The following is a 24,405-nucleotide window of genomic DNA, read 5'->3' on the forward strand; positions in this document are numbered from 1 at the left end:
GCACAAGTAGAAAGAGCCCCTTGCTTGAAAACGGGAGTCGATTGCGATTTCCTGGGCGACGACGCCTCGCCAGCGCGTCAGCGATGTATCCATCTGCCAGCTCGCTCCGCTGTTTCGCTTCGCCTAACCGGCCATCAGGCTGATTACCAGTGCGTTCGCAATATCGATGACGAACCCACATACCAAGGGCACCACAATGAACGCCTCGCGTGCCGCACCATGCTCCCGAGTCACCGCCGTCATGTTGGCGATGGCAGTGGCGGTAGATCCCAGCGCAATACCGCCGAAACCCGCGCACACCACGGCGGCTTGGTAATCCTTGCCCATTGCCCGAAAAACAATCAGCAAAACGAATGCGATGACCAAGGCAATCTGCACCAGCATCGCCGCCGTGATGAAGGCGAGCACGGGCTGCAGTTCCCAGAGCCTGAGTCCCATCAGCGCCATGGTCAGAAACAGGCCCAATGACATGTCGGAAACCAGGGCGATGCCTGGCTGCATGCTCGGCCAGTTCCATAAACGTCCGCGCCCACTTGGCCTCATCCAGTCGGCCGCCATGCGCAGGAGAATTCCGGCCAGCAGGCAGCCCACAAAGGCGGGCAGCGTGACGGCGGTACGCGCGACCAAGGCATTGATTCCGTATCCCAACATCAAGGCGAAGTTGAGCCAGAGCAATGCCAGCAGCAGGCCGTAGTAGTCCAGGCGGGCATGCTGCTCATCGCTGTGCAGTGTGCCAATTTCCAGGGCGCTGTCTCCGGAGGCTCGAAGCCGATGCCTGCGCATGAGCAGACTTGCGATCGGGCCACCGATGGTGCAGGCCGCGATCAGGCCGATCATATTCGCCGCCAACCCCAGTTCCTGCGCCTGTGCAATGCCGAGGGTTTCAACGAAGTAGTCGGACCAGGCCAAGGTGGTGCCCACGCCTCCGGTAAGGGAAATCGAACCCACCATCAGCCCGGCGCGCGGATCCAGCCCGAAGGCGCGGGCCGTCTCCATCCCGGCCAGGTTCTGCAGCACCATGAACCCGATGGCCAGCCCCGACAGGATCAGCAAGGGCCGTCCACCATGGCGCAGTGTGCGGGCGTCGGTACTCAGGCCAATAGCGGCAAAGAAGTACAGCAGAAGCGCGTCGCGCGCTTCCAGATCGAAACTGACAACGATCCCCATCCCGTAGTACAGGAGGAAGACAACCAAGGCGCAGGCCAGGCCGCCCACCAGGGATTCCGGGATGCTGTATCGACGCAAGATGCCCGAACGCGCTACCAAGCCCTTGCCAACGAACAACAGCAGAATGGCGAGCGTGAATCCATGGAAGGCATCGATCTTCATCGCACCTTCTCCCTGTCCAGGCCGGACAGCGCATGGTTGGCGGCGATCCACTCTTCATTGGTGGGTTCGATCGCCACGAGGACCTGGCTGTGGTCGGTGGAAATCGTCGCTGCGTGGCTGGCGTTGGCGTCGGTATCCAGGGCAATGCCAAGAAAACCCAGTGCCGCACAGATGCGCTCGCGAATGAAGGCGTTGTGTTCACCGACACCCGCCGTGAACACCAGCATGTCCAGGCCGCCCAGAACAGCAATCAAGGCCCCGATCTCGCGCACGATGCGGCGCACGTAGAGGGCCAGCGCCAAGCGCGCTCGCTCACCCGTTTCGCCTGCATCGTTCTCGTGCCGGACAATGACGCGCGGCTCGGCCGAGATGCCCGAAACGCCGAGCAGACCGGACTCGTGATAGAGGACGCGCCCCACTTGCTCCAGTGAGAGCTTCTCGATTTCCATCAGGTAGAGCACCGCGCCCGGATCGAGCGCGCCGGTGCGGGTGCCCATCATCAGGCCGTCAAGCGCGGAGAAACCCATGGTGGTGGCCATGCTTTTGAGCCCTTGCATGGCGCACAGGCTGGCGCCGCTGCCCAGGTGGGCGACGACGGTGCGTCCCCGTGCAGCGTCGCCATGGCGCTCGGGCAAGGCCACCGCCATGTACTCATACGACAGGCCGTGAAACCCGTACCGGCGCAGACCGCGCTCCCATGCGGCATAGGGCAACGGCAGGATCTGCTCGACCTGGGGCAAAGTGTGGTGGAAGGCCGTGTCGAAGCAGGCCATCTGTGGCAGATCGGGCTGCTCCCGCAGCAGGATCTCCACGGCTTCGAGTGCGAATGGCTGGTGTAGCGGGGCCAGAGGAATGTAGCCCTTGAGGTCGGCCAGGACATTCTCGTCCACGCACACTGGCATGAAATATTTGCTGCCGCCGTGGACGATCCGATGGGCGACCGCACCGATCCGGCGACCGTCGAGCCGCTGACTGACACGATCACGGATGAGGCGCAGCGCGGCAGGATAGGGATGTGCCGTGTCCAGTTTGATCGGGAACGGCGCAACCCCGGTCTCTCCGAAATCCGGATCGGCACCGCCGATCCCCTGCACCTTGCCATTCCACAATGCCTGGCGAGGCAGTGGCGTGGCCGAGGGATCGAACACCGCAAACTTGATGCTGGATGAACCGCAGTTCAGTACAAGGATCAGTCCGTGCCCGGGGCGTCCGGAGCGGGCCGTGGTCGCATCCATCATGTCGTCCTCTTTTTGCCCGGCCCCGGTGACGTCGCCACGGTGTGCGGGTATGCCTGCACTCTCATCGTCGTCAGATTCAGCGTGCCGTGTAGCCGCCGTCCGCGATGAGCTGGGTGCCCGCAAAGAAGCTGCTTCCTTCCGACAGCAAAAACGTCACGGCATGGGCGATTTCGTCCGATGTACCCAGACGACCGATCGGATGCAGGTCAACGGCCTTCTGGAGGGCCGATTCATCCAAGAAATCCAGGATGGGCGTACGCACGTAACCGGGATGAATCGAATTGATCCGGATTCCCTTGGACGCATAGGCCAGTCCTGCCGAGCGGGTCAGCCCGGTCACGCCATGTTTGGCTGCGACGTACGCAGGGTTCGCTGCGTCGCCCACCACCCCCAGGATGGAGGAGACGTTGACGATGGCACCACCTCCTGAACGAAGGATGGCGGGAATCTGATGGCGCAGGCCATAGAACACGCCGTTCAGGTTGACATCGATCACCCGGCGCCAGGCGGCAGGGTCCAGTTCTCCCGCCGGGCTCTGGTCGCCACCGATACCGGCGTTGTTGACGGCAAAATGAAGGTCGCCGAACGTATCGACCGCGCAGGCCACGGCAGCCTGGACCTCATCGATGCATGCCACGTCGGCCACGTTGGCCACGGCGTGGCCGCCCTCGGCGTTGATGAGGCTGGTGACGCGCTGCGCATTGTCGGCGCTGACATCGGAGACGACGACATTCAGGCCGTTGCTTGCAAGCAGCCGGGCAATGGCCTCGCCAATGCCAGACCCTGCACCGGTGACCAGGGCTACGCGGCCAGAGAATGAGTACTGCATGGTGTTTCCTCCAAAGGGGTGGATTAAAAAGAGGGGGTTAATAAGTTGCCGATAAGTCGGCTCAAGGGGGTGACAGCCGATAGTGGTGGGCCAGCATCAGTGCGATCGCGCATGAGGCGATGCGTGTATCACGCGAGTCGGCGCGGCTGGTCAGAATGACTGGCACCTTGGCTCCAAGAACGATCCCGGCGCTGGCTGCGCCGCCCATGAAGATCAACTGCTTGGCAAGCATGTTGCCGCTCTCCAGGTCAGGCACGACGAGGATGTCAGCTTGCCCGGCGACCTCGGAAACGATCCCCTTGATACGCGCAGCGGCGATGGAGACGGCGTTGTCGAAGGCCAGCGGCCCGTCGAGCAGGCCGCCAGTGATCTGGCCGCGATCGGCCATCTTGCACAGCGCCGCAGCGTCCAGCGTGGCCGCCATCGTCGGGCTCACCGTCTCGACCGCGGCCAGGATCGCGACCTTGGGTTCGCGCACGCCGATCACCTGTGCCAGCTCGATGGCGTTGCGGATGATGTCTGCCTTCTGTTCCAGATTCGGGGCGATATTGATCGCCGCATCGGTGACGATGAACGGGCGCGGATAGGCAGGTGTCTGCAACAAAAAGCAATGGCTGACCCGACGTTTGGTGCGCAACCCCGCCGCAGCCGAAACCAGCGCGGACATCAGCTCGTCGGTGTGCAGGCTCCCTTTCATCAGGGCTTCGACTTCACCTGTGGCCGCCAGGGCGACGGCTTGCTGCGCGGCGGCGTGGCTGTGGGGTGCGTCCACAATGGCGACGTCGGCCAGATCCAGCCCGGCCTCCGCGGCGACTGCTTCCAGCCGTGCGCGTGGCCCGACCAGCACCGGTTCGATCAACCCCGCGTGGCGTGCTTCGAGCGCGGCGGACAGGCTAGGGGCATCGCAGGGGTGGGCGACGGCCACCCGAATCGGCTGCAAGTGCGCGACATGCGCCAGCAGGCTTTGCAGGCCTGTACGGCCCTGCGCATCGGGGTGGATTTCCGGCAACACGGTGCGCGTTCTTTCAATGCGCTCAGTGGGCGCCACGACCTCTACCTGGCCCTGGAAAACCGCCACCCCCTCCTGGTTGGTGCAGGTGCAGGCCAGCGTGACATGGTGGTTGGCCGTGTCCTTGCCGGTCACCTGCATCTGCACGGTCAGCCTGTCGCCGGGCCGAACCGCTCCGAGGAAGCACAGGTTCTGGCTGACATAACGGGTTCCAGGCCCCGGCAGGCGTGTGCTCAGCACAGCCGAGATCAAGACGTTGGCACACGCGGCCTCCGTGGTGTCCCGAACGCTTGAGGACACGGCACGTTCCGGATCCACATCACCCGATTGCAGCGCGAACATGTGGATGTCTTGCGAAGAAAACGTGCGTTCGAGGCTGGCGCTGTCGCCGATGGCGATCTCGTCGAAGGTGCGGTTGCGCAGGACATGCCATGCATCGGCAGTGGCATCGACCGGTTTGGGCGAAGTCGTCATGTGCTTTTTCCTCGCCGTGTTTGTCTTGTCTGCGGCGCGGCGGGTGTCTTGGACGCGGTTGTCTTTTGAGGCGCCTTCGGCTTTGGCGAGGAGGTCTTGGGTTTCGTGTCCGCGACCGCAGAGGGTGCGTCATGGGCAGAGGGCATAGCGGGCGCCGAAGCCGCCTGCGCCCGGCGGATCGCCTGCTCGAACAGGGTAGACACCTGCTTCAACTTGGCTTGCTCTGGTGCGGACAGCGCATCGCCGCTGCCGAGCACCTGCGCGATCATCCCCGCAACCTGTCGGATGTCATCAGGCGCTACGTTGTTCAGCAGCCCGGGGATGGCGGACACCGCGGCGTCCTCGTGGAGCCTCATGAGCAAAGCCTGGCGACGCACGAGGTGGCGGAAGGCCTGCATGTCGAAGTCGTTGCCCAGTTGGGGGCGCACCAGCTCTTCTGCGTGGCGAAAATGCCGTTCATCGGCCTCGCCACGCTCGGCCAGCACGAAGAACAGTGCCCGTATGGCTGCTTCCACCAGCCCACCGCTGTGAACGGCTCCTTCGAGGCGGGTCAATTCTTGCACCAGATACTGGCGGTGCTCGGGCGTCTCGCTGGGATGGGCCCGCGCCGGTGCCTCATCGTGCAGGCTCTGTCCTGCCATGGCCTGCACCAGCGGCAGGCTGTACAGCGTGTCAAAGGTTTGCGCGTAGATCCGGTCGCGGCAATCGCGGAATTGATCCAGCGTCTGTTCGAGAGCGGTGGAAAACTGTGCCTGCAGTTGCAGGAAAGGATTGGCCTCGGCGACGGGCTGGCGGTGCTCGCGCACATGTTGCGCAGCCTCTTGCACAGCGGCTGCCAGCGGCTGGCGGTCGGACCACAGTTCGTAGCCGACGCGCAGGGGATGCAGGGGCTCCAGCGACCGTGCGCCCTCGGTCGTGACGCAGGCACGTACCCACGGTTGCACCAAGCTGCGGTAGCAGGCCAAGTTGATCTCGGAGATCCGCGCAGCGGCGGCAAAACGGCGATCGCTCTCGGGATCGGGGCGAACGATCTCACGGATTTCATCGATGTTGCTGCGGCGAATCCGGGTCAGGTAGGCGTCACTGGCTGGTTCGCCTTCCTGGGCGTCGTCGTGATGCTCGTCGATCTGCATGCGGTGGATACCGGCCGGCAGCACGTCGATGACGTCGATGTTGGCGGCGAACTCTTGGTGCTCTTTACGCCCGACGCTGCCGGAGACGAAGATTCCCAGATGTCCGATGCTGTCATGGGTAGCGTAGACGATGGTCTGGTCATGTCCCAGCACGTCCAGGTCGTTGCGGTACAGGTCGGTGATCCAGCCCAGGGCCTGGGGCGGCGGGGTGATGTTGTCCCCATAGGAGCAGAACACCACGATCGGCGAGCGAATATTGCGCAGGTCGATGCGCACGCCATCGGATGTCATCAGTTGGGCGGTGCTCAGCTTGTTGCCGATGAACAGGTTATCGACGATGTACTGCATCTCCACGTCATTCAGGAAGACGTGGCCGCCCCAGTACTTTTCGAACTGCAAGTAGCGCGGGCCTTCCGTGTCGACATTGGCGTACAGGTTGTACTGTTTGCTCCAAAGCGTATTGGCCGGGTCCAGGTTTTCAAAGTTCTGTACCAGCCAGGCACCGTCGAACCGGCCGGCGCCCAGATCGCTGGTCAATGCCGTCAACCAGCTACCGCCAGTGAGGCCGCCCGCGTAGCGCATCGGGTTATCACCGGCCCAGTAGGACAGCGGCGCGCCGGCTACGATGATCGGCCCGAACAGCTCGGGCCAGACAGCGGCTGCCATCAGAATCTGCCAGCCCGCCTGGCAATTGCCGATGACAGCGGGCTTGCCGCGGCTGCCGGGGTGCAGCTCGCCGACCCTGCGCACGAAGGCCGCTTCGGCGCGCATGACGTCCTCGACGGTCTGGCCGGGAACGGGATCGGGCAGAAAGCCAACGAAGTAGCAGGGATGACCAGCCTTGAGGGCCGCGCCGACCTCACTATCGGGTTTGAAGCCGCCAATGCCTGGGCCGTGGCCCGCGCGGGGATCGACCACCACGAACGGCCGCTTCTTGGGATCGGCCGGCGCGTCGGCTGGCGGCAGGATGCGTACGAGGCCATAGTTGACCGGCTGCGGAAGGTCCAGCCCGGACATGATGACCTCGGAGGCGAAGTCGAGTACGTTCGGCGTCTGCTCCTGCAAATGCTCCAGGTACTGGTTGCCGCGTTGGCGGCGAACGTCGGCATACAGAATGGATCGCTGCCAGGCATCCACTGCATACTCGGTTGCCATCGCCGATAGTCGCAACGGGTCCCACAGCAACTGCCCCCAATCGGCCGCTGGTGATGTCGTGGTGTCTCGATTCATGGCGATGGGCACTCCTTCTGTGATGAAACTGAAAAATTGAATGGCAAGGGGCCGCAGGCACATCGTCTTGCTGGCCCTTCCTCACTCAGTACATATGCTGGCCACCGTTCATCGATACATTGCTGCCGGTCATGAACCCCGCAGACTCACTGGCGATGAATGCAACCAGTGCGGCGATTTCCTCAGGCCGTCCCAGACGACCCACGGGAATACCGGCAGTCACTTGCTTGACCACTTCCTCCGACATGCTCGTCACCATCTTCGTATCCAGATACCCCGGCGAGACGGTGTTGACCGTCACACCCTTGCGCGCCACCTCTTGCGCAAGGGCTTTAGTGAAGCCATGCATGCCGGCTTTTGCGGCGGAGTAGTTGGTCTGGCCGAACTGCCCCTTGGAGCCGTTGATCGAGGAGATGTTGACGATCCTGCCCCAGCCGCGTTCGAGCATGCCGTCGATGAATGGCCGGGTGACGTTGAAAACGGAGTCGAGATTGACCCGCAGGACGGCATCCCAATCGGCGTAGCTCAGCTTGCGGAACGTAGCATCACGCGTGATGCCCGCGTTGTTGACCAGAATGTCGATGTGGTGACCGTCTGCTTGAATGAGGCCGGCCAGCTCCTGGCAGGAGGCATGGTCGGCCACATCCGCGCCGTAGGCGGCGAAGTCGTAACCTTCGCCGGCTTGGGTTTTCAGCCACGCGCCAATGCTGGCATTGCCCGGCGAATGGACGATGAGCACGGTATGGCCCGCATCGTGCAAGGCCCGGGCGATGGCTTCGCCCAGGCCGCCGCTGCCGCCGGTGACCAGTGCAGTGCGTTGCTCAGCCGGCATTGCGACCACCTGTCTTGGCTGGTGCGTCCTTGTCCTGTGCCTTGGCCCACACCGCTCCCCATTGCTTGAAAATATCCTGGAACGGCAATATCGCATCTGCCTGGCCTACGGCCTGCGTGACCGATTTCTGCCAGTCCTGAATGGCTTGCTGCAGGCCTTGGGTGAAGGTGGTCTGATTCTTGATTGCGACTTGCGTTAGTGCCTGCGCGCCACCCATCTGGTGCTGAAACTGACGCCAGAAGGCCTGCGCGGGCAGCGTGGCCAACTCCTGCCAGTTCTGGGCCTTGAGCAGGCTTTCGATCTCAGTGCCGGACTCGGCAATGTTTTCGCTGCCCGCGCGCGTGGCGTTCTCCAGCCATTGCTGGCCGTTTTCCTGCATCAGGCGCTGCAGGCGCAGTTGCAGTTCCAGGTTCGCCTTGAAGAGGTTGAGGGGGATGGTTTCATTGCTCATGGTCAAACTCCTTGCTTGGATTGAAATGCCCAATCGGGCGGTCAAACGATCAGGCCATCTGGCCGATCGTTTTGCGAAAGCGTGCCAGCGACAGGAAAAACAGCACCGCGCCGATCAAGGCCAGCGCCAGGAAGGGCTGCCACACCGTCTCCAGCCCGGCGCCCCGATAAAGGATGGCCTGGCTCAGTTCCACGAAATGGGTGGTGGGTGCGACCAGCATGATGTTCTGCACGATCTCGGGCATGCTTTCGCGTGGCGTAGTGCCACCCGACAGCATCTGCAGCGGCATGATGGTGAGCATCATCAACATGCCAAACTGCGGCATGTTGCGCGCCAGCGTGGCGATGAAGATGCCCATCGACGTAGTGGCGAACAGACTGAGCGCTGCACCGGCGAAGAACAGCGCGATGGAGCCCTCGATGGGCACGCCCAGGACGCCGCGCACCATGAGGGTGAGCGACAGGAAGGAGGCGATCAGCACGACCAGGGCCATCGACCAGACCTTGGAGAGCATGATCTGCGCGGGCGTGACCGGCATCACCAGCAGGTGCTCGATGGTGCCGTGCTCGCGCTCCCGGATCAGCGCCGCGCCGGTCAGGATGATGGACAACAGCGTGATGTGGTTGATGATCTGCACCACCGAGCCGAACCAAGCCTTGTCGAGGGCGGGGTTGAAGCGTGCGCGCAAGGCCAGATCCACAGGTGGCACGGTGGCGCCGCGATAACGTTTGACGAACTCGTTGACTTCACCGGTGAATATCTGCTGGATGTAACCACTGCCGGTGAAGGCCTGGCTCATGCGGGTGGCATCGACATTGAGCTGCGCGGCGGGCGATCGCCCCGCCAGCACGTCACGCTGGAAGTTGGGCGGAATAACCAGGGCGAAGGTGTACAGCCCCGCGTCCATGCCCGGGTCCACGTCTCTATAGTCGATCATGGCCGGCTGGGTGAACTGCGGGGGGTAGAAGGCCGAGGCAACCCGCTGGGACAGCGCCGAATTATCCTCGTCGACGATGGCGATGGGCGCGTTGTGCAGCGTCTCCGGCATGGACGTGGCCGAGGTGTAGACCGACGCGGTGAACACATAGACGATGAGCACGAGCATCATCGGATCACGCCAAAGGCTCCACAGCTCCTTGACACCAAGGTCGTAGATGTTGGCAACGTTTCTTCTGCGCATCTCAGCGCTCCTGCTTCTTGAGTAGCAAAACGGCCGCACCGAGAATCACCGGAACCGACAGCAGCATCGACCACAACGGCCCCGCCAGATCGGCCAGGCCGAGCGCTTTGCTGAACACGCCACGGCTGATGGAGATCATGTGCGTGGCGGGGTAGATCTCGCCGATGAACTTGCTGGAGCCTTCAAGCGAGGACACGGGATCGATCAGGCCGGCGAACTGGGTGGCCGGAATGATGGTGCCGATCATGGCAAAGAACATGGCGGCGATCTGGCTGCGCGTGACGGCCGAGGCCAGCAGCCCCATGCCTGTGGCGGCGAAGGAGAAGATCAGCGCGGCCAGCGACAGGGTCAAGAAGCTGCCCTTGACCGGCACGCCAAAGATGGTGACCGCGAGCAGCGTCATCAGCAGGAAGTTCACCATCGCCAGGCCGACGTAGGGTAGTTGCTTGCCGAGCAGGAACTCGAGGCGCGTGACCGGCGTCACGTACAGATTGGTGATCGACCCGGTTTCTTTCTCGCGCACCACCGCCAGCGCGGTCAGCATCGCCGGCAGCATGAGCAGCAACAGGGGAATCACGGCGGGCACCATCGCCGGCAGGCTCTTGACATCGGGGTTGTAGCGAAAGCGCGTCTCGACGCTCGCATTGCCTGCTGCGCTGGCGCCGCCGCGCTCGCTGGCCTGTACCAGCAGCCAGTGCTGGTGCATGCCCTGAACGTAGCCCTGCACGGTTTCGGCGCGCTGCGGCATGGCGCCGTCGAGCCACGCACCGATCTGCACGTTCTGGCCCCGCAACACATCGCGGGCAAAGCCAGCGGGGATTTCGATGGCCAATGACAGTTCGCCGCTGCGCATGCGCCGGTCGAGATCCTCGTAATCGACGATAGGCGGGTGCTCTGTGAAGTAGCGCGAGCCGGCCAGGTTCAGCGTGTAGCTTTGGCTGAGCGTGGTTTGGTCGCGATCGAGCACCGCATAGCTCAGGTCTTCGACGTCCATGGTGATGCCGAAGCCGATCACGAACATCAGGAGCAGCGAACCGCCCAGCGCCAGGGTGGCGCGCACCGGATCGCGCTGCAGTTCCAGTGCTTCGCGCCACAGATAGCTGAGCATGCGGCGCAGGCTGAAGCCTTCAGCGTTGTGCCCGATGTGCTCAGTGTGTGTCGCTGGCGTCTGAATCGCCGTATTGGCGGCCTCGGTGGGGCCGGCGGGAGCGACCGTGCCGCCCTCCGCCTCGATGAGGTAGCCGATGAAGGCCTCTTCGAGGGTTTTAGCGCCGCGCTTCTCGACCAGCTTGGCGGGCACGTCGCTGTCGAGCACCTTGCCCGCATGCATCATTGACATGCGGTCGCAGCGTTCGGCCTCGTTCATGAAGTGGGTGGAAATGAAGACCGTCACCCGGTCGCGACGTGACAGCTCGATGAGCAGCCGCCAGAATGCATCGCGCGCTACTGGATCGACCCCGGAGGTCGGCTCGTCCAGAATCAACAGTTCGGGCTTGTGCACCATGGCGACTGCCAGCGACAGGCGCTGGCGTATGCCCAGAGGCAGGCTGGCCGGCAAGCTGTCGATGACTTCCACCAGGCCGAAGCGCTCCACCATCTCTTCGACGCGGCCCGGAATGTCCTTCGGGGGCACGCTGAACAGCTTGGCGTGCAACTCCAGGTTCTGGCGTACCGTGATTTCGCTGTAGAGCGAGAATGCCTGCGACATGTAGCCGACGCGGCGGCGGGTGTCCAAGTCATGCGGGTCCACCTCATGACCGAACAGCCAGGCTCGTCCCTCGCTCGCCGGCAGTAGCCCGGTGAGCATCTTCATCGTCGTAGACTTGCCGCAGCCGTTGGAGCCGAGGAAGCCGAAGATTTCACCGCGCCGGATGCGGAAGGACACGCTGTCGACGGCGACGAAGTCGCCAAAGCGCATGGTCAGCCCTTTGGCCTCGATGGCGATGTCGTCGGCGCCGTCTTCCGGCAAGGGAGGAATGACCACCGGTTTGTGCCCGCGCTTTTTCTCTTCTGGGAGCAGGCGGATGAACGCCTCTTCCAGGTTCGGGCTGCCTGTTCTTTCCAGCAATTCCTTCGGTGTGCCGGTGGCGAGAACCTTGCCGTCGTCGATGGCGGCGAGCCAGTCGAAGCGCTGCGCCTCGTCCATGTAGGCGGTGGCCACAATCACGCTCATGCCGGGGCGGTCGGCGCGGATGCGTTCGATCAGATCCCAGAACTGTGCGCGCGCCAGCGGATCCACGCCGGTCGTCGGTTCATCGAGAATCAGAAAATCCGGGTCATGAATCAGCGCGCAGCACAAGCCCAGCTTCTGCTTCATGCCCCCGGAGAGCTTGCCTGCCGGACGTGCTAGGAATTTGAACAGGCCCGTGGCCTGGGTCAGCTCATCGATGCGCTGGCGGCGCTCGGGCGCGTCATGGCCGAACAGCCGCGCGAAGAATTGCAGATTCTCCTCGACCGAGAGCGTCGGATACAGGTTCTTGCCCAACCCCTGCGGCATGTAGGCGATGCGCGGGCACACCAGCTTGCGGTGGGCCTTGCTGGCCATGTCGCCACCGAGCACCTCGACCGTGCCTTCCTGGATGATGCGCACACCGGCCAGCAACGAGAGCAGGCTGGACTTACCCACGCCGTCGGGGCCGATCAGACCGACCATCCGTCCAGCGGGGATGTCCAGGTCAATGCCATCCAAGGCAATGACGTCGCGGTAGCGCAGTCTTACCTGGCGGACACTTGCAACGGTCGCGAGCTGCGCGCTGTGGCTCATACCTTACTCCGGCACACGAACGGAGAGGTTCTGAGGCCACTCGGCCTTGGCGTCGAGCTTGACCCAGGCTACGCCGGGCAGACCGGTCTTGACCTGGTTCAGGTGCTCACGCAGCAGCTCCTGCGAGATCTGTGCGCGCACGCGAAACATCAGTTTCTGCCGCTCGCTGGCGGTTTCCACCGTCTTGGGAGTGAACTGCGCCGCGCTGGCGACGAAGGAAACGGTGGCTGGAATCACATACTCGGGCGCGGCATCCAGAATGATGCGAACCTCCGAGCCCAGCGCAACGCGGCCGGCCACGGTTTCGGGCAGGAAGAAGGTGATGTACACGTCCGACAGATCAAGGAGGTTCAAGACACGTCCGCCCGCTCCAAGCACCTCGCCGGGTTGCGCGACACGCACCTGAACCCGTCCGTCGCGCGGAGACCGCAGTTCGCTGTCGCGGATGTCGGCTTCGATGCGGCTGATACTGGCCGTAGCGGCGGACACACTGGACTGCGCGCCGACAAGCTGCGCCCTGGCGGCTTCGACCGCGGCGCGGGCAGCGGCGGCCTGTGCCTTGCTGGCCGCGAGGGTCGCTTGGGCGCCCCGTACGCGCGCCCGGTCATCGTCCAGTTCCTGGATCGAGGCGGCTCCCTCACTCGACAGCGTGCTGGAGCGTGTCAGGCGCCGTTGCGCGGCGTCCAGTTCCGACTCGCGCTGACCAACCAGAGCCAAGGCGGCAGTCACGTCGGCTTCACGCAGCGCCACCTGTGCCTGCGCCGCGGTCACCGAATGCTCAGCCTGCTGACGCATGGCCAGGGCCTCGTCGCGCTGCGCTTCCAGCGTTTCCAGCCGCATCTTGGCCAGTGGCTGGCCGGCTGTGACGAAATCGCCTTCACGCACCAGGATGTCTTCGATGCGGCCGGGAAGCTTGGTGGCCACGTCGATCTCGGTGGCTTCGATGCGGCCATTGCCGTTGACGAATCCTTCGCCCGGGCCGCTGTCGGTAAACCTCGTCCAGCTCCACCAGGCCAGCGCGGCAACAACCGCTGCAGCGAAAGCGACCAGGAGTTTTTTCTTGAGAGAGGGGGAGACAGTCATGGGTTCGGCGTGCCTTAACGGGTTGATGGGGTGGAAGCGGGAGTCGAGGCCGCACCCTGTGCCTCGCCGGCTGCGGCGAGGGTGCCGCCGCCGAGCGCGGCATACAGCGCCACTTGGCTGGACAGCAGCGCGCGGCGCGCCTGTACCAGTTGTTGCTGGGCTCCCAGCAGATCGCGTTGGGCATCCAGCACTTCCAAGAAGGCGGCCGAGCCGTTGTCGTAGCGCAACTTGGCCAGGCGTGCGCGTTCGCTTTGCGCTTCCAGGTTGGCTCTCTGGATCGTCAACTGCTCAGCCAGCCAGTGCTTTGCGCTCAGCGCATCGGCCACCTCGCGGAAGGCCGATTGAATGGTTTTTTCGTATCCGGCGACGGCGATGTCGCGGCGCACTTCGCTCAGCTCCAGATTGGCGCGGCGGCGCCCGCCATCGAAGATGGGCAGCGACAGGGTGGGCATGAAGGTCCAGGCGCGACTGCCGGAATCGAACAAGCCATTCAAGTCGGAGCTGGCCGTGCCGAAGCTGCCGGTCAGCGCAATGCGCGGCAAGAACGCCGCGCGGGCCGCGCCGATGTGGGCATTGCTGGCACGCAATTGGTGTTCGGCGGAAATGATGTCCGGGCGACTGACCAGCAGCTCCGAAGGCAGACCGGCCCGCAGCTCAGCCAGAACCGTCGTTTCATCGAAGGGTGCCTTGGCGGGCAGCGGGCCGGGATCAGCGCCTACCAGCAGTGCCAGGGCGTGCAGTTGCGTGGTGCGAGCTTGCTCAAGCTGCGTCAGCAGCGCCTGAGCTTGGTTCAGCAGGGTCTGGACCTGTGTGAGATCCAGCTTCGAGGTCGAGCCGACTTCGACGCGGCGCCGGAAAATGCGATAGGACTCCTCGCGGGTGGTCACGGTTTGCCGTGCGATCGCCACGCGTTCGTCGATCTCGCGCAGGCCAAGATAGCCGTCTGCCACCTGGGCGATCAGCGCCAAATGGACGGCCTGGCGAGCCGCGTCGGAAGCCAGCCAAGTTTGCAGGGCGGCGTCTTCCAGGTTGCGGATCCGACCCCACAGATCCAGTTCCCAGGTGGTCAAACCCACCTCGGCCCGGTACTCGCCGCCCACCTGCGATCGGCCCGACATGTTCAGGTCGCCAGGGACGCGCGCGCGTCCACCTTGGGCGCCCACGCCCATGGCAGGAAAACGATCCGAGCGCTGAATGCGGAATGTGGCGCTGGCTTCCTCGACGCGCAGCGCGGCCACGCGCAGGTCGCGGTTGTTTTCCAGCGCGGTCTCGATGAGACGTTGCAGCAAGGGGTCGGTGAAGTACGCCTGCCACGCAAGATCTCGCGGAGTGGCACCGTCTGTGCCTGATCCAAGATGGCCAGGCCAGGTTACGGGCACGGGCAGCGGCGGAGTGTCTGGTGCAGGAGCGAGCGACATGCAGCCGGTCAAGACGACGCCGCTCAGGGCCAGCGAGGCAGTGCGCAGTCTGAACGCAGTAAACAACAGAGAGGCTGGGGGCATGGTCATGTTCCGTACGGGTATCGGGCTGAAAGAGGGTCTGGTTGCAGAGGAGGTAGCAGCCACCCACGCCTTGCATCGTGAATTTTCAAAACAAACGACTGGACGGTTGTTTTTGATTGTACACTACAATTCCGCCACCGCAATCAGTGGCTCGCGGGTCATTGACATAAGTCAAATCGCGTTGCCAGCCAGGGTCCAGGAATGGCCTTGATTTCTGTTAAAGCCGATGACCAGCCATGAGAACATGCCGCTGTTTTTCAAACAGGGTCTTTGAATGCCAAGCAAGAAAGATGACGTACCAAGCAAGCGTCGCTACCTGTCCTCTGCCGCCAGGAAAGAGGGAATACTGGACGCCGCTCTGGTCGAGTTCTCGGATCGGACATACAACGCCGTAACGATGGAGCGCTTGGCCGAATGCGCCGGCTTGTCCAAGGCAGGCATCTACGCCCACTTCAAAAGCAAGGAGGAGATTTTTCATGCCTTGCTCGAACGCCTGACGAAGCAGCTTCGCGATTTCCAGGGCTGGCTCCCGGATGAAGATTTGACGTTGCCAGAGTTGGTAGACGTCTATCTTGATCGCCTGTACGCCACGTTTGGCTCACCCGCCACTGTATCGGTCTATCGTCTACTTCTGGCCGAAAGCGCCAGAGCACCGGAACTCGTGCGGCGTTGGCGTGAGGACGTTGCGCACGGGTTGCGAGAGCGGGCACAGATCATCATCCAGCGCAACATAGAACGGGGCATCATTCGCCCAGGCGTTTTGACTGAGCATTTCTTCCCGCTGGCACTTGCGCCCGCACTGCTGTGGCTGAACTCCTTAATGCTATCCAAGGGTGACCCTTCTATATCGCTTGTACGACTACGCGACGTGCATCGGCAACTACTGCTTGAGCTTTTGGAGCCTCAATGAGCAGGGTGGCACGCAAAACCAGACACATCCCCGCGCACCTACTGAACGGTTTTGCCGTGCTGCTGCTGACTTCGTGGGGCGCACTGGCGCTGTGGTTTCAGTCTTCGCAGCATTCAGTGGTGCGATGGGTCGCCATTCTGGTGTGGTCGGCTTTGGGGGTGTCCGTTGTCTTGTCGCTGTCGGGCTTGTTTGGGCGAAAGCGTCGCAACATCACGGGATTTGTATTTGTGCTCGCAACGGCCTGCCTGCTTCTGTGGTGGGGGACGCTGCGGCCGTCGCACCAACGTGCATGGGCCGACGATGTCGCCCAGTTGCTGGAGGCCAGAGTCGAGGGCAACCATGTCCACCTGAAAAATGTGCGCAACTTCGAGTGGCGCAGCGAGACCGACTACACGCCGCGCTGGGAGAGCCGCACATACGATCTGGACCGCTTGCGCAACGCCGACCTGGTACTGTCCTACTGGATGGGGCCGCACATTGCCCACACGCTGGTGTCGTTCGGCTTCGACGGTAGTGAGCGGGTGGTGTTCTCACTGGAAATACGCAAGGAGCGCTACGAGTCCTTCTCGGCGGTGGGAGGATTCTTCCGCCAGTTCGAGCAGGTCCTGGTGGCCGCCGATGAGCGCGACATCGTTCGCACGCGCAGCAATGTGCGAGGCGAGGACGTTTACCTCTATCGCTTGCAGATGAGTCAGGCGAATGTCCGCGCGTTGTTTCTGGAGTACCTGAGCGTGGCCAATGAATTGCAACGCACGCCGCGCTTCTACAACACGTTGACCAGCAACTGCACGACCATCGTATTCGAACTGGCACGACTCGTTGCGCCCGCGTTGCCGATGGATTATCGCCTGCTGCTGTCCGGCCACTTTGCCGAATACGTTTACGACCTGCACGGTCTGACGCCCGGTCATCGCTACGCGGAACTGCAGGCACGCGGGCATATCAACGAGCGTGCCCTTGGTTCCGACTGGTCATGGGACGACTTCTCGATGTCGATTCGACGAGGTGTGCCAGGCATTCCCATCAACGAGGTCTATCCATGACGTCCTCGCAGCCCTGCCGTTTCATGGCATGGGCCGTCCTTGTCCCGCTTCTTCTGGGGGGCTGCTCGATCCTGCGTGAATTCGGCCCAGCGGTCGAAATTCGTACGCTGACTGCCGGCGACGCCATCGAAGCCAAGCGTGGCGACATCCTGACTCGTGGCAAGCTCAGCGATGCGACCAACCAGACCATCAGGGTGGCGGCATTGGATGCGCAGGCATGCGCAAAGCCGATCTCAACGGATTGTGTTCAAGCCCTGGTCGCCGTGACCGGCGTTGGCACGGATCGGCGCCTGGCGGCGCTGTCCGAACTCTGGCTGGCGCAGGCAGAGGCCATGAAGCCCGGTCCAGAGCAGCAAGCCGCCTGGCTTGAGACCATTCGCTATGCCTATGCCTACCTGTTCTTCGGCGACTATGCCCCGGGAGAGCGAGCCTTCGAAGATCGCCAGACCCAGGTACGGGATTGGTACAACCATGCCGTCGAACGCGCCGCCACGGACATGTTTGAAGTTCGGCAGCAAATGCCTTCGCAGTTGCTGGTGCAGACTGGCTGGAATATTGCCGGATGGGAGCTGAAGCTGGATATGCGCGGCGCGCGCTTGCCGGGCAGTACGGCGGTGCCAGCCGAACTGTTGCCAGCCTCGTCCCTGTCTTTCCGTGGATTGCGCAGCCTCTACCGCCGCGACGGTTTCGGCGCCGAGCTGGTGACGGTCATGCCGGACGACACCCCGACCGTTGCACCCACCCGGGATGGCCGTCCAGCGGCCAGACGCAACCAGCGACCGCCACCTTGGAGCGAGATGCCCGCGCCGTCCATGACGGTTCTGCTGCACCCGGAGGGGGATGACCTGGACAGTGTACTGCACACCCGTACCGTCCGTTTGACGGTGCATGATCCCTATGTGGAGTCGGCCATCATGCTGCGCGGTCAGCGCGTACCCCTGGCGGCCAATTTTACCGCCGGCTACGGCGTATGGTTGGCCCGTGCCAAGTTCAACCGGCAGTCGCTCCGCAGCCTGCTTGGACGCGAAGGTGGCATTGACCGCCCCCACGTCTACCTGATGCAGCCCTACGATCCGAACAGGCGGATCATCGTCATGCTGCACGGATTGGCCAGCAGCCCGGAAGCCTGGGTGGATCTTGCCAACGAAATTCTCGGCGATGAGGCCCTGCGCGAGCATTACCAGATCTGGCAGGTCTACTACCCGACCAACATGCCCATCGCACTGAACCACGCCATGATTCGCAGATCGCTCGGGGATACGCTGGCGCATTTCGATCCGTCCGGCCAGGCGCCGTCGTCGTCTGACCTCGTGCTGGTAGGGCATAGCATGGGTGGCGTCATCGCGCGGTTGATGGTGTCGTCAAGCGATCAGTCGCTGGTGCAGTTGGCTGCGGCTCACAGCCAACTGACCCCGGAGCAGATGAAGCGCATAGATCCGATGTTGCGCTTTGAGCCCTTCCCGCAGGTCAGCAGCGCCATCTTCATCGCGGCACCGCATCGGGGCACTACGTTCGCGGGTGGACGACTGGGCCGCTGGATGGCCGGATTCATTCGCTTCCCGGTTACGGTGCTCGAAGAACTCGCCCACACACTGGCGCCCAATGCGACGGCCAGCAACCATGAAAGCCTGGGGCATATCCCCAATAGCGTTGACAACCTCGACGAGAACGATCCTTTCGTGCGCGCGGTGGCGGGTTTTCCGATTTCTACCCAGGTGCGCTATCACTCGATAGTAGCCCAAGCTGACCCCCTAGTGGCCCTCGTAGATTCCGATGATGGTCTCGTGCCCTACCGCAGCGCTCATCTTCCCGGCGCACAATCCGAAAAAGTCATTATTTCGGGGCATAGTGTGCAGCAGAATGCGGCTGCGATACTGGAAATTCAGCGCATTCTGAGAGAGGACATAGACTTGCGGGAAGCGCGTTCCATGCAGCGTTAGACCTTGGGCAAGCATCATGAGAGTCCGAAGCAGCCAGCCCTCAGTTAGCCTTGCCACCAATGCTTATTCGGGCTTCATTGAGAGATAAGGGTTGTTGGGCGGAATCTCGGCGAGTAGCTGGAAGGCATCTTCCAGTAGATAACCATGCAGTTGGCGAGATTTCCTTGGTCCAGTGACTTCACAGGTCCAGATGTTCAATCCGTTCGATTGTTTGCGATGTAGTTGTAGCCGCTCGAAACGCTTCTGCACCCACTGCCAATCCTGCTGGCTCTCCTGCTTGGCCAACGTCGCTACCTGCAGGTGTTCCTGTGCGTATCGCTGAAACACGCCTGGGCTCACCAGATATGCAGTATCACTCACGGTATGCACGAGTGCCTTCGCGTCGTTGATGATGAGTCGGCGCGAGGCGATTCCCTGTTTCAGCCATGCCATGAAATGCTCTCCGGATGGCTGCGCGGCAGCGGATGGTGGCGCAGCCGGTGGCACAGGCGATGTTAAGTCCGAAGCTGGCATGGAAGTGTCGAATTGCGTGGCGTCTGCATCACGCGAGATGGCCACCGCATTCTGGTGCATGCCAGCCGAATCGCTCTTGCCCACCATCGCCAGCATATCCTCCAGCACGTCGGGCACGGCCTGGGACGCGGATGGCGGGACCAGGGCACTGCCGCTTTCCTCCGGGCGTGTGTCCTGACCTTTCGCGAGCAGCGTCTCAACGACTGCCGGCTGGGCGACCGGTAAGGCGTCGATCTCCACCATTCCAGCGAACAGCGCCGGCCGCTCGCCGGGCTCCCAAATCAGCGCAGGTGCCAGCCGCAACAGGGTGAACGAGTGGGACCAGCCGGTGGAGCTGGTCACGGTCGCGCGCCAGATCGCCTTGCCGTCGGCCGTCGGCTGCAACATGCCGTGGTCCTGAAGCACATTGAACACTGCGGTGTTGTTCGCGGGGATGCCATTGACGCCCTGGGACAGCAGGTGCGCGCGCAGCTTGTCCGAGACCGTCTTGCTCACCAGCCACAGAGCGTCGTCGGTGAGCCAGCCATCGGAGGCTTCGGGCTGGTTCAGTTTCAGCTCTTCCTTGAGCAGGTAGCGCAGCCCGTTGACCAGCTTGCGTTGGAGCGAGTGCTTGGGCGCGGCCATGGCGCGCGCGGGATCGCCGCCCAGTTCCTGGGCGACGGAGGCGCGGTCGGCCTGCACGACCAGTTCGCCCAGCACCCCGGCGTGCTCGTACTGCCCGGCCAGGACGTAGAGCAGCGGCGCCCACAAGGATGGATAGCCACTGAGCCAGTCCAGCAGATCGCGGTCGAGCAGTTGCTGGTAGAGCAAGCCTGTCGCGGCGCTGTGGAGCCGGTACTCGCGATCGTCGCGGTAGCGGAAGCGGTACGGCTGACGCAGCGGGCCGTGCCACGGGTGCCAGGTGCTGCCGTCGGCCAGCTCGACGTGCAGATCGACCGCCACCTTGCCGATGTCATGGAGCAGCGCAGCATAGGCGACGGCCGCAGTCCAGGCTTCGGCCTGCGCCGCCTGGTCTTCGGGGCTGGCGCCGATGGGCAGCAGATGGGACTGCCGCAGCTTCAGGCTGTAGGCGACGATTTCGAGGCCGTGGTCGAGCATGCCGCCGGGGTATGCGTGGTGATGCGCTTCGGAGGCCGGGAAGGCCTGGACCAGCTCGGCGTAGCGCTCTAGGGGCGCGCAGTAGAGGGTGGAGAACTGCCTGCGCGAGAGCGAGGTGCGTTGCCAGATGTGCTCCATCAGCTTCTGCCGGCGCGGCGTGGCCAGCAGCGATGCGGCCGACTCCGGCCGCATCAACCCTTTCGGGGGTTCGACGGCGGGGGCTGGCGACGGCGCGGCAGCGACCGGAGGCCGTTTTCGCTGGAACAGGGAGAGCATGTCGGTGTCCTGATGGCGGGCCGGGCGGGAGGCCTTTTTGCCTTTTCGAGGTAGGGCCTTTCCCCTTGCACCCCATTCCCTTGCCGTTTCGACCCTTTGGCCTTTAACCGTTTCGGTATAGCGGGGCCTGGGTTGCGGCTCCAGCGTCAATGTGGAACCCGCTCGAATGGATTGGCCGGAGACCCGGCGCTGGCCTCGACCTATGCTGCCGGGACGCTACACCCGCCAGGTAGGCCCCACTCAGGCGACTAAGTTGACAAACGCGACAAGAGAGACTAGAGTGAATCCTGTCTCAAACCTACCTGGGAGATGACCATGCCCACTGCTATCGAATTCATTGCCGACCGGCTGCCGCGCGTCACGGTAGAGGATGTGCGCCGCTTCGCGGATACCGTCGAAATCCGGGATGCCCCGGCTTTCGCGGCCGAGTTGCAGGCGTTCATCCACGAGCGCGTGGAGGCGGTGAAGCTGCCTGCCAGCCTGGAAGGCGAAACGGTGGGGCAGGCCTTGGAGCGCAAGGCGGCCGCGCTGCGCGCCGACACGCGCTGGGCGCCGGCCGAAACCGACGTCCAGCGAGGCCGCGCCGTGCTGCTGGAAGCCTTCAACCAGCCGCACAACCTGCCGATTCCCGACTACGCCAAGCTGGCGGACAAGTCGCGCCAGCAGATCTACAAGGACATTCTCGCCCGTCGCTTGCTGGCGCTGAACGTGGGGGCACGCGGTCAGAAGCTGCCCGACTGGCAGCTCGACCCGGTGAAGCAGCAGTTGACCCAAGCCGTGCTTCAGGAGGTCGAGGGCATCGACCCCTGGACGATCTATCGCGCGCTGTCCGAACCGCTCGAAGGCTTGGGCGGTCGCTCGCCGGTGGATGCGGTGACGCATGGCACGATCGACGACGTGGCCGAGGCCGTGTTCAACGTGCTGGGCGTGCAGGTGCATTGAAGCGAGACCGCCATGAGCCGTGAGCTGCCTTCGTTCCTGATCGATGCCGGTGAACTGCTCCAGCATGTGAGCCGCGTCGTCTATCGGGGCAGCCCGCTGTACTATGGCCGCGGCAGCACGAATCGCTACGATGACCCGGCGGAGGCCTACGGCGTGCTCTACCTGGGGCGCGACCTGCCCACGGCGCTGATGGAGTCGGTGTTTCACAAGCACCAGTGGCTTGAAGACACGAAGCGCTCGATCGCGCTGAAGGAAGTCCAGGCCCGGATGGTGCGCGCAGTAGGCGTGCTGAACGACATGCTCCTGGCCGACCTCACGGCGCCGGGCGTCATGGCGGGCTACTTCGGCCTGAATCTGGAGCAGTTGGCCAGCCGCGACTACACGCACACGCAGCAGGTGTCGGCTCAGGTGCATGCGATGCTTGGAAACGACGGCCAGCCGTTGTTCGACGGGGTGCTCTACCCCTCGCGCAACAACTATCCCGCTGCGAGCATCGCCCTGTTCGAGCGGGCGGGAACGAAGATCAGCGTCATCGAGGACATCGACCTGGTTGACCATGTGGACTGGCCGCGTTTCGTTGCCACCTACCGCATCGGCATCGAACCCGATCCCGGCCCGGTGGTGCCGGATGACGAAGCACCCTGAAGCAGCAAGAAAGCACATTGGAGCCTCAAACCGAATGAAGTGGAGCAAACTGGAATAGGCATTCCTCAGCAGCAGGAGACGACCATGAACACAACGACCCGCACCAGCACCGCAGAACGCCTCGGCCGCGCCTTTGGTCGTGGATGGCGCGCCTATGTGCGCGGCGAGCGGCGGGTGTCGAACTTGTTGGTGTCCAAGGGCGTGCCGGTAGCCGGCGCTGTCGTGCTCGTATCGGTGGTCAAGCTCGCCGCGCTCGGGGCATTGCTTTACACCACCTTCTGGCTGGCTCTGCTGCTGGTGTGCGTCATGGTCGTTGCATGGATGGCCCGCAACGCCGACCTGGGCGAGGAGTTGCCCGAGCCAGAATGGCGAAACGGGCCGGCCGGGTTTGGCCTGTACACCTACGACGGTTTTCGCATTGATCCTCATGTCGAGGACGACTAGCAGTAATCACTTCTTCGACACTGCATTGATCGCGATGCTGCCGCCCTTCCCACCGGCAGCCTTGGCATCTCCGGTGGCACCAGCGAGGCCCTGCAGCACGTTACCGGCGCGAACGCCCGCCCAAGCCAAGGCCATGATCCAGAAGGTAGGCAGCACGATGAACATCGTGCCCGTGATGAACATCAGGAGCATGTCACCGAAGGCGTTGTTCAGCCCCACCAGTGGGTCGAAGTTGGTGTGCGGCCGGTTCCAGCCGAAGCCCCAGCCATAAAGCGCGTCCAGAATCGTCGAATCAATCCAGCGTGCGAGCTGGAACCAGAAGTCCGTGAAAAACAGTGCGAACTGCACGACGCTGACGGTGACGACCGTCTTCAGGTCATAGGTGCCCACGACCAGAACGAGCGGGATGCAGATGACCAGCGCCATCTTGAGCAAGGCGAGCACCATGGGCAGGGCCTGCCTCACAACGTCCATGGCAGGAAACGCGGCAATCGCGCCGACTGCCATCCCAACGTCGCCAGTGGCCCGCGTCACGATGTTCGGCAAGGTCTTGTCGATCTGGCCGCCGTAGTCCGTATAGACGCTGCCCTGATTCAACTTCTGCTGCCGCGGCGAGGCAATGGCGCGGATCACCGAGTCGTCCACCTCGGCCCGGCTCAGGAACCCTGCCCAGCCCGCCAGGCGGTTCAACAGACTTGGGTCCACTTGACCCAGCAGGCGTGCGCGCAGGCCGTTGCTGCCATCCGCCCACCACTGCCTGCAGGTCGGATAGCCGCCACCGCTCGCCACCTGCGCAAGCCCGGCATCACGGTTGCCGTCGTAGGGCCAGTCGTCGCGCGGCGTGCTGGAGCGGTATGTGTCGTAATAGCCGTTGGTGTCCGTGAAGAACCTCGATCCGATCCAGGTCACGTCGTGCATCTGCTGCTCATCGAGATCCGGGCGCTGCATGAACAATTTGGCCCGCGCGGGCCCGTAGCAATCCCGTGAGAAATCCGCCACCTCCTGCGCCAGCACAGGGTCGTCAATGCGGGTGGCGTCGATCTCCATGCGCATTTGCCGAAGGTCCGTACCGCAGGGGATCGCCGCCACCGAGGCACTCGTGACAGCGCGCGAGAGCGCATGCATGAAGGCCCACCAGACCGGCACTTTCGCCGACTGGTTGTTGATGGTGCTGAAAGACTGCGACCAGCCGGTATCCGTGGGCTGCGGTACGCTGACCTGGCATTGCGCCGAGCGCGAGCTGTCGTACTGGATGGTGTTGAGGTCCACGTCGATGAACGGGATGCCGGCGAACATTACCACCACGATGGCGACGAACACCCGGTTCTCGATGCGGGCGGCACTCAGCACGCCTTTGTTGCCCTCGTCGGCACCTTCCGCGCGGGCCTTCAGCCACTCCTGCACGATGATGGCGACGAAAGGCAGCGCGAATACCCCGCTGGACACCAGCACCGCCCAGATGCCGTTGTTGACGATCCAGGACACGAGGGTCAGGTAGTACTCCAGGTAGTCGGTCGTAAAAAGCGTCATGGCACCAATC

20 protein-coding genes are annotated in these 24,405 nt (G+C 63.3%); 7 read left to right on the plus strand and 13 right to left on the minus strand.

What is annotated here, in order from left to right:
* Positions 1 to 123 precede the first annotated feature (123 nt).
* From gltS to ACVOLZ_RS04845, 11 genes are all read right to left on the minus strand, one after another.
* On the minus strand, positions 124 to 1,329 hold the full coding sequence (gene gltS / locus ACVOLZ_RS04795) for a sodium/glutamate symporter (RefSeq protein ID WP_107220001.1): 1,206 nt from the start codon (positions 1,327 to 1,329) through the stop codon (positions 124 to 126).
* Positions 1,326 to 2,564 (minus strand): acetate/propionate family kinase, encoded by a 1,239-nt coding sequence (locus ACVOLZ_RS04800; RefSeq protein WP_024161579.1) that lies wholly within the window; start codon positions 2,562 to 2,564, stop codon positions 1,326 to 1,328. Before ACVOLZ_RS04800 ends, gltS begins: the two co-directional genes overlap by 4 nt.
* Before the next feature lie 79 nt (positions 2,565 to 2,643).
* A complete protein-coding gene (locus tag ACVOLZ_RS04805; protein ID WP_481515269.1) occupies positions 2,644 to 3,396 on the minus strand; it encodes an SDR family NAD(P)-dependent oxidoreductase in 753 nt (250 codons plus the stop codon).
* 61 nt (positions 3,397 to 3,457) lie between these two features.
* Positions 3,458 to 4,879 carry a bifunctional enoyl-CoA hydratase/phosphate acetyltransferase gene (locus ACVOLZ_RS04810; RefSeq protein ID WP_481515270.1) on the minus strand — a complete coding sequence of 474 codons (1,422 nt, stop codon included), beginning with the start codon at positions 4,877 to 4,879 and terminating at the stop codon, positions 3,458 to 3,460.
* On the minus strand, positions 4,876 to 7,242 hold the full coding sequence (locus tag ACVOLZ_RS04815; RefSeq protein ID WP_481515271.1) for a DUF3141 domain-containing protein: 2,367 nt from the start codon (positions 7,240 to 7,242) through the stop codon (positions 4,876 to 4,878). The genes ACVOLZ_RS04810 and ACVOLZ_RS04815 overlap by 4 nt, the downstream gene beginning before the upstream one ends.
* A gap of 85 nt (positions 7,243 to 7,327) precedes the next feature.
* Positions 7,328 to 8,074: an acetoacetyl-CoA reductase gene (gene phbB, locus ACVOLZ_RS04820; protein WP_068679679.1), complete on the minus strand. Its 747-nt coding sequence runs from the start codon at positions 8,072 to 8,074 to the stop codon at positions 7,328 to 7,330.
* A complete protein-coding gene (locus ACVOLZ_RS04825; protein ID WP_044396478.1) occupies positions 8,064 to 8,525 on the minus strand; it encodes a phasin family protein in 462 nt (153 codons plus the stop codon). The genes phbB and ACVOLZ_RS04825 overlap by 11 nt, the downstream gene beginning before the upstream one ends.
* 49 nt (positions 8,526 to 8,574) lie before the next feature.
* On the minus strand, positions 8,575 to 9,705 hold the full coding sequence (locus ACVOLZ_RS04830) for an ABC transporter permease (RefSeq protein WP_481515272.1): 1,131 nt from the start codon (positions 9,703 to 9,705) through the stop codon (positions 8,575 to 8,577).
* Position 9,706: 1 nt separating this feature from the next.
* Positions 9,707 to 12,469, minus strand: a complete 2,763-nt coding sequence (rbbA, locus tag ACVOLZ_RS04835) for a ribosome-associated ATPase/putative transporter RbbA (RefSeq protein ID WP_481515273.1) — start codon at positions 12,467 to 12,469, stop codon at positions 9,707 to 9,709.
* A 3-nt stretch (positions 12,470 to 12,472) separates the two neighbouring features.
* The gene (locus ACVOLZ_RS04840; RefSeq protein WP_054667827.1) at positions 12,473 to 13,552 is read right to left on the minus strand and encodes an HlyD family secretion protein; all 1,080 of its coding nucleotides are present in this window, start codon (positions 13,550 to 13,552) and stop codon (positions 12,473 to 12,475) included.
* Between the two features lie 14 nt (positions 13,553 to 13,566).
* Positions 13,567 to 15,060 (minus strand): efflux transporter outer membrane subunit, encoded by a 1,494-nt coding sequence (locus tag ACVOLZ_RS04845; RefSeq protein ID WP_481515274.1) that lies wholly within the window; start codon positions 15,058 to 15,060, stop codon positions 13,567 to 13,569.
* Here ACVOLZ_RS04845 and ACVOLZ_RS04850 point away from each other — a divergent pair.
* The 4 genes from ACVOLZ_RS04850 (at position 14,969) to ACVOLZ_RS04865 (ending at position 18,947) form a co-directional block, all read left to right on the plus strand.
* Positions 14,969 to 15,265, plus strand: coding sequence for a hypothetical protein (locus ACVOLZ_RS04850; RefSeq protein ID WP_481515279.1), 297 nt, complete (start codon positions 14,969 to 14,971; stop codon positions 15,263 to 15,265). The two genes, ACVOLZ_RS04845 and ACVOLZ_RS04850, sit on opposite strands and share 92 nt — an antisense overlap.
* A gap of 63 nt (positions 15,266 to 15,328) precedes the next feature.
* Positions 15,329 to 15,964: a TetR/AcrR family transcriptional regulator gene (locus tag ACVOLZ_RS04855; protein WP_481515275.1), complete on the plus strand. Its 636-nt coding sequence runs from the start codon at positions 15,329 to 15,331 to the stop codon at positions 15,962 to 15,964.
* A complete protein-coding gene (locus ACVOLZ_RS04860) occupies positions 15,961 to 17,007 on the plus strand; it encodes an Lnb N-terminal periplasmic domain-containing protein (protein ID WP_324594487.1) in 1,047 nt (348 codons plus the stop codon). Before ACVOLZ_RS04855 ends, ACVOLZ_RS04860 begins: the two co-directional genes overlap by 4 nt.
* A complete protein-coding gene (locus ACVOLZ_RS04865) occupies positions 17,004 to 18,947 on the plus strand; it encodes a lipase family alpha/beta hydrolase (protein ID WP_324594488.1) in 1,944 nt (647 codons plus the stop codon). Before ACVOLZ_RS04860 ends, ACVOLZ_RS04865 begins: the two co-directional genes overlap by 4 nt.
* 63 nt (positions 18,948 to 19,010) lie before the next feature.
* Here the strand turns inward: ACVOLZ_RS04865 and mobH are convergent, their stop codons facing one another.
* On the minus strand, positions 19,011 to 20,834 hold the full coding sequence (gene mobH, locus ACVOLZ_RS04870; protein WP_324594489.1) for a MobH family relaxase: 1,824 nt from the start codon (positions 20,832 to 20,834) through the stop codon (positions 19,011 to 19,013).
* A 315-nt stretch (positions 20,835 to 21,149) separates the two neighbouring features.
* On the opposite strand from mobH, the gene ACVOLZ_RS04875 reads away from it, so the two are divergent.
* The 3 genes from ACVOLZ_RS04875 to ACVOLZ_RS04885 all read left to right on the plus strand — a co-directional run bounded on the left by ACVOLZ_RS04875 (position 21,150) and on the right by ACVOLZ_RS04885 (position 22,865).
* Entirely contained in the window at positions 21,150 to 21,776 is a 627-nt protein-coding gene (locus tag ACVOLZ_RS04875) for an integrase (protein WP_128653418.1), read from the plus strand.
* Between the two features lie 12 nt (positions 21,777 to 21,788).
* On the plus strand, positions 21,789 to 22,421 hold the full coding sequence (locus tag ACVOLZ_RS04880; protein ID WP_128653419.1) for an RES family NAD+ phosphorylase: 633 nt from the start codon (positions 21,789 to 21,791) through the stop codon (positions 22,419 to 22,421).
* A gap of 84 nt (positions 22,422 to 22,505) precedes the next feature.
* Positions 22,506 to 22,865: a DUF3742 family protein gene (locus ACVOLZ_RS04885; RefSeq protein ID WP_128653420.1), complete on the plus strand. Its 360-nt coding sequence runs from the start codon at positions 22,506 to 22,508 to the stop codon at positions 22,863 to 22,865.
* A 6-nt stretch (positions 22,866 to 22,871) separates the two neighbouring features.
* On the opposite strand, the gene ACVOLZ_RS04890 is transcribed toward ACVOLZ_RS04885, so the two are convergent.
* Positions 22,872 to 24,395, minus strand: coding sequence for a conjugal transfer protein TraG N-terminal domain-containing protein (locus ACVOLZ_RS04890; RefSeq protein WP_223120966.1), 1,524 nt, complete (start codon positions 24,393 to 24,395; stop codon positions 22,872 to 22,874).
* Between the last annotated feature and the right edge of the window lie 10 nt (positions 24,396 to 24,405).

Source organism: Stenotrophomonas sp. STEN020 (assembly GCF_056760195.1).